This is a genomic window from Kitasatospora putterlickiae, assembly GCF_039527695.1.
In the GTDB taxonomy this organism is placed as follows: Bacteria; Actinomycetota; Actinomycetes; order Streptomycetales; family Streptomycetaceae; genus Kitasatospora; species Kitasatospora putterlickiae.
Map to the genome: position 1 here is coordinate 1 of NZ_BAAAKJ010000115.1, position 5,136 is coordinate 5,136.

General features: G+C 77.0%; 6 protein-coding genes and 1 pseudogene. 6 read left to right on the plus strand and 1 reads right to left on the minus strand.

The window, feature by feature from the left end; genetic code table 11:
- The 4 genes and pseudogenes from ABD308_RS12060 to ABD308_RS12075 form a co-directional block, all read left to right on the plus strand.
- Positions 1–310: pseudogene (locus ABD308_RS12060) on the plus strand (hypothetical protein); the annotation flags it as partial.
- 88 nt (positions 311–398) lie between these two features.
- Positions 399–1,499, plus strand: a complete 1,101-nt coding sequence (alc, locus tag ABD308_RS12065; RefSeq protein WP_344332419.1) for an allantoicase — start codon at positions 399–401, stop codon at positions 1,497–1,499.
- A gap of 71 nt (positions 1,500–1,570) precedes the next feature.
- Entirely contained in the window at positions 1,571–1,834 is a 264-nt protein-coding gene (locus tag ABD308_RS12070; RefSeq protein WP_344332422.1) for a hypothetical protein, read from the plus strand.
- A 58-nt stretch (positions 1,835–1,892) separates the two neighbouring features.
- Entirely contained in the window at positions 1,893–3,218 is a 1,326-nt protein-coding gene (locus ABD308_RS12075; RefSeq protein ID WP_344332425.1) for an amidase, read from the plus strand.
- A 10-nt stretch (positions 3,219–3,228) separates the two neighbouring features.
- On the opposite strand, the gene ABD308_RS12080 is transcribed toward ABD308_RS12075, so the two are convergent.
- On the minus strand, positions 3,229–3,888 hold the full coding sequence (locus ABD308_RS12080) for a TetR/AcrR family transcriptional regulator (RefSeq protein ID WP_344332429.1): 660 nt from the start codon (positions 3,886–3,888) through the stop codon (positions 3,229–3,231).
- 152 nt (positions 3,889–4,040) lie between these two features.
- On the opposite strand from ABD308_RS12080, the gene ABD308_RS12085 reads away from it, so the two are divergent.
- Complete coding sequence (locus ABD308_RS12085; protein ID WP_344332437.1) at positions 4,041–4,967, plus strand: alpha/beta hydrolase; 927 nt, start codon at positions 4,041–4,043, stop codon at positions 4,965–4,967.
- A partial coding sequence (locus ABD308_RS12090; RefSeq protein WP_344332443.1) for a maleylpyruvate isomerase N-terminal domain-containing protein occupies positions 4,964–5,136 on the plus strand: 173 nt, incomplete at its 3' end. The genes ABD308_RS12085 and ABD308_RS12090, both read left to right, overlap by 4 nt.

Consider the following 5,136-nt stretch of genomic DNA (forward strand, 5'->3'; position numbering starts at 1 on the left):
CCGCCCCCGGCGCGGCCGCCCCACCATCCCCGGCCCGCTGCTCACCACCCACCGCCCGAGCCCCGACGGCCGCCCGTACGACACCCACGTCCTCCCCCCGGCCCCCGAGCCGGCGCCGCTGCCCTCCCTGCGCCCCCTGGACCTCGACGCCCTCCCCGACCTCACCGCCGAGTCCGGCCGCGGCCTCTTCCTGATCCACGCCCTCACCGACCACGTCCAACTGCGCAACCACCCGCTGCGCGGCGCGATCGTCAGCTTCGACAAGATCCTCAAGTGGCAGGACGACGCCCTGCTGCGCCGGGCCTCGTAGCGCGCCGTCCCGCCCGCGTGGCGGAGCGGGCGGATCGGACGGGTCCCGGTGATGGACCTGATCGGTCGTTCGGCGCGAGGGTGGCGGCATGGCCATCGAAGCGAACTCCGGTCCGGGTCCCGATGAGTTGTCCGACGCGGCCGCCCCGCCGTACGGGGGCGGCGATCCGTACGCCGACTACCGCGCCGCCGAGTTTCCGTTCACCGGGCTGGTCGATCTCGCCGACCGCCGGCTGGGCGGTGCCGTCGTCGCCGCCAATGACGAGTCGTTCGCCGAGCGGGAGAACCTGGTGCTGCCCCGGCGGGCCGAGTTCCGTCCGCACACCTTCGGCAACAAGGGGCAGCTGATGGACGGTTGGGAGACCCGGCGGCGGCGTGGCGCCGGGGCCGGGCACCCGCACCCGGCGGACGGGGACCACGACTGGGCCCTAGTCCGGCTGGGCGTGCCGGGGGTGGTGCACGGGGTGGTCGTCGACACCGCGCACTTCCGGGGCAACCACCCGCGGCGGATCGCCGTCGAGGGGGCCGAACTCCCCGGCACCCCGGGCCCGGAGGAACTGCTGGCCGCGCGGACCGTCTGGCACCCGCTGGTGCCCCGCTCCCCGGTGCGCGGCCACGCCGCCAACGGCTTCGCGGTCACCGACCGCCGCCGCGTCACCCACCTGCGGCTCAGCCAGTACCCCGACGGCGGCATCGCGCGCTTCCGGGTGCACGGCGAGGCCCGGCCCGACCCGGGCTGGCTGGCCGCGCTCGGCACCTTCGACCTGGCCGCGGTCGAGAACGGCGGCGCCGTCGAGGACGCCTCGGACCGCTTCTACTCCTCCCCGGTCGGCCTCCTGCTGCCCGGCAGGTCCCGGGCGATGGGCGACGGCTGGGAGAACCGCCGGCACCGCGACGCCGGCCGCGACTGGGTCCGGCTGCGGCTGGCCGGGCGCGGCGCGGTCCGCGCGGTGGAGATCGACACCGGCTACTACGTCGGCAACGCGGCCGGCTGGGCGGCGCTGTCCGGCCGGGACGAGCACGGCGCGGACCCCGAGCGGTGGTTCGGGCTGCTGCCGCGCACCCGGCTGCAGCCGGACGCCGTGCACCGCCTGGTGGTCGACGCGCCGCGCCCGGCCACCCACGTCCGGCTGGACGTCTTCCCCGACGGCGGGATCGCCCGGCTGCGGCTCTGGGGCGGGCTGGTCTGAGCACCTCCCGGGCCCGGCCTCCGCTTGCCGGGCCCGGCGGGCCGCCGGACGATGGGGGAATGATGCACCGGATGCGTGCCGAGTACGCGGCCGGCGGCGCGCCCGCCGGGGTGCGGCTGTGGCACATGGTCCGCGGCGGCGGCAGCGTCGCGATGTGCGGGCGGGAGCTGGACGCGGCGGCGCCCGCCCGGGAGGCGGTGGACTGGGGGCGCACCTCGGAGATCTGCTGCCACACCTGCGGCGCCTACCTGCTGCGCGAGGCCCCCTGGCTGGCCGACGAGCACCGGCCCCGCCCGCCCGGGGAGGAGCGGGAGACGGCCTGGCCGACAGGGTGAACGGCCCGGCGGTGACGCGGTGAACGCCCCTTCGGGCCCCGGGGCTACCGTGGTCGCCATGGAGGAATCCCCGGTCCGGCCGCGGTCGTTGACCCGTGAGGCCGCCGCGCTGCGCGCGGGCGCACCCGCCCTGGCCGTCCACGTCGACCGGCTCTGCGCCCGGATCGACCAGGTGGACCCGCTGATCCACGCCTTCGTGCCGGAGCCCGGCCGCACCGACCGGCTGCACGCCGAGGCCCGGGCGCTCACCGCCCGCCATCCCGATCCGGAGCAGGCGCCGCCGCTGTACGGGGTGGCCGTCGGGGTCAAGGACATCGTGCACGTGGACGGCCTGCCCACGCACGCCGGCTCCGCGCTGCCGCCCGGTGTGCTGGCCGGGCCGCAGGCCACCGTGGTGGACCGGCTGCGGGCGGCCGGCGCGCTGGTCGCGGGCAAGACGGTGACCGCCGAGTTCGCGGGCGGCGCCCCGGGGCCGACCCGCAATCCGCACCACCCGGGCCACACCCCGGGCGGCTCCAGCAGCGGCTCGGCGGCGGCGGTCGCGGCCGGGCTGGTGCCGCTGGCGATCGGCACCCAGACGGTCGGCTCGGTGGTCCGCCCGGCCGCCTACTGCGGGGTGGTGGGCTTCCGGCCGACGCACGGGCGGATCCCGGTGGCGGGGGTGATCCCGAACGCGCCGAGCCTCGACACCCTGGGACTGTTCACCGCCGACCTGGCGGGCGTCGCGCTGGCCGCCCCGCTGCTCTGCGACGACTGGGACGACCGGGCCGGCCGGCCGGGCCCGGGGGAGGACGACGTGCCGGTGCTCGGCGTCCCGGTCGGGCCCTACCTGGAGCGGGTCGACCCGGAGGCGCTGCGGGCCTTCCGGCGGCAGCTGGAGCTGCTGTCCACCCGGGGCCTGATGGTTCGTCAGATCGATCTGCTGCCGGACTTCGACGAGCTGGAGCGGCGGTGTCGGACGATCAACCGCTTCGAGATGGCGGCCTCGCACACCGACTGGTTCGACCGCTTCGGCGGCCTCTACCGGCCGGAGACGGCGGCGGGCATCCGGCACGGCCAGGCTGTGGAGCCGGCGGCCTACCGGGCGGCGCTGCGCTTTCGCGCGGACTTCCGCGCCCGGCTCGCCGAGCGGCGCCGGCGGGCCGGGGTGGATCTGCTGCTGGCCCCCTCGGCGACCGGCCCGGCCCCGCTCGGGCTGGGCGGCACCGGCAGCGCCGTGATGTCGCTGCCGTGGAGCTGTGCCGGGCTGCCCGCGCTGAGCCTGCCCGCCGGGGTGACGGGGCGGGGCCTGCCGCTGGGCCTGCAGGTGGTCGGTGAGGCCGGGGCGGACGAGCGGCTGCTGGCCCGGGCGGCGGTCCTGGAGCGGGTGCTGGACACCGCCTGACCCCGGCGGCTCAGTGCGCCCGCAGCGCGGGGGTGTCCGGGTCGGCGGCGTCCGCGCGCAGCCGGCGCAGCGCGGCGCGGTGGGCGCGTTCGTACGGGGTGTCGTCGTCGAGCAGCAGGGCCTGCGGGTTGGCGCCCTCCAGCAGGGCGATCAGGGTGAACGCGATGTCCTCCGGGTCGGCGTCGGCGCGCAGTTCGCCGGTGTCGCGGGCCGCGGTCACCAGGCCGAGGACGGTGGCGTGCCACTCCCGCCAGTTGGCCGCGAGGGCGTCGCGCAGCGGGCCGGGGCGGGCGTCGTACTCGGCGTTGACCTCGTAGAAGAAGCAGCCGCCGGGGAAGACCCGGGCGCGCGAGTAGGCCAGCCAGGACTCGCAGAGCAGGCGGAGCCGGCCCAGCCCGGGGGGCTCCTCGGCGATCGGGTCGAGCACCGCGTCGGAGAAGATCCGCCGGGCCGCCCGGATCGTGGCGAGCTGCAGTTCCTCCTTGGAGCCGAAGCCGGCGAAGACCCCGCTCTTGCTGAGCCCGAGGTCGGTGGCGAGCCGGCCGATCGACAGGGCGTCCAGGCCTTCGACGGAGGCGATCGCCACGGCGCGGCGCAGGACCGTCCGGCGGGTCTCCTCACCGCGCAGGACCCGTCCGTCCGTGGACGCGTTCGTGCTCGATCCGGCCACCGTTCACCCCAGTTCTCCGGTAGTCCCCGGCCTCTGTCCGTGCGGCCAGGGTAGCCGGGCGGGCGCCCCGGGCCATAAAAATGCACGAACGGTCGTGCTAATATCTCCGCCAGTTCGGCTCTTGCCCCTCGGCATCCACCTGGGAGTTCCGCATGGACCCGGCCGTCGCACTGATCCGCACCACCCTGAACGCCGTCTCGCTCGCCGCCCCCGGCGTCGCCGGCCGCGCCGCGTTCGAGCTCTACCGCCACCCCCTGCGGCGCGGCCGCGTCCGCACCCGCGAGCACGCGGTGCACGGCCGGGCCGTCACCGGGACGCTGCACCACGGCGGTGAGCGGGTGACCGTCTACCGCTGGGGCGACGGCGCCCGGCCGGTCCTGCTGATGCACGGCTGGCAGTCCCGGGCCTCCCGCTTCGCCGGCTTCGTGCCCCGGCTGCGCGCGCTCGGCCTCTCCGCCGTCGGCTACGACGCGCCCGGGCACGGCGACTCCGGCGGCCGGACCGCCACCGTGCTGGACCACCGCGCCATCGCGCTGCGGCTGCAGGAGGAGTACGGCGCCTTCGAGGCGGTGATCGCCCACTCGCTGGGCGTCAACGCGGCCTTCCTGGCGCTGCGCGAAGGGCTGCGGGCAGGGCGGCTGGTGGCGGTGTCGGGCGTCGCCGAGGTCTCCTGGCTGTCCGCCGGGTTCTGCGCCGCGCTCGGCCTGAACGCCACCGTGGAACGGGAGTTGAGGCGCCGGGCGCTGGGCGGCGCGATGTTCCCCGGGATCGCCGACGTCCGGGCGCACTTCGACGCCGCCCGCAGCCCGGAGGAGATCGCCCTGCCGATCCTGGTGGCGCACGACGAGGACGACGACGTCGTCCCGCTCGCCCAGGCGCACCGGCTGCGGGCCGCGTACGGGGACCGGCTGGAGCTGCTGGCCACCCGGGGGCTGGGCCACCGGAGGATCCTCACCGAGCCGACCGTGATCGACAACGTGATCGGCTTCCTGTCCGCAGGGACGGCGGCGGCGGGTTCGACAGCGGACACGGTGACCGGCGCGGCGACGGTGAACGCGACCGGGCCGGGTGCGGCATGAGACTGCTCGAACTCCACTCCCGTTCCCTGGAGTTGGCCGCCGCCGTGGTGGACGCCGTGCAGCCGGAGCAACTGGTGCTGCCGACGCCCTGCGCGGGCTGGTCGCTGCGGCGGCTGCTGGAACACGTGGCCGGCCGGCACCGGGGCTTCGCCGCGGCCGCCGGCGGGGC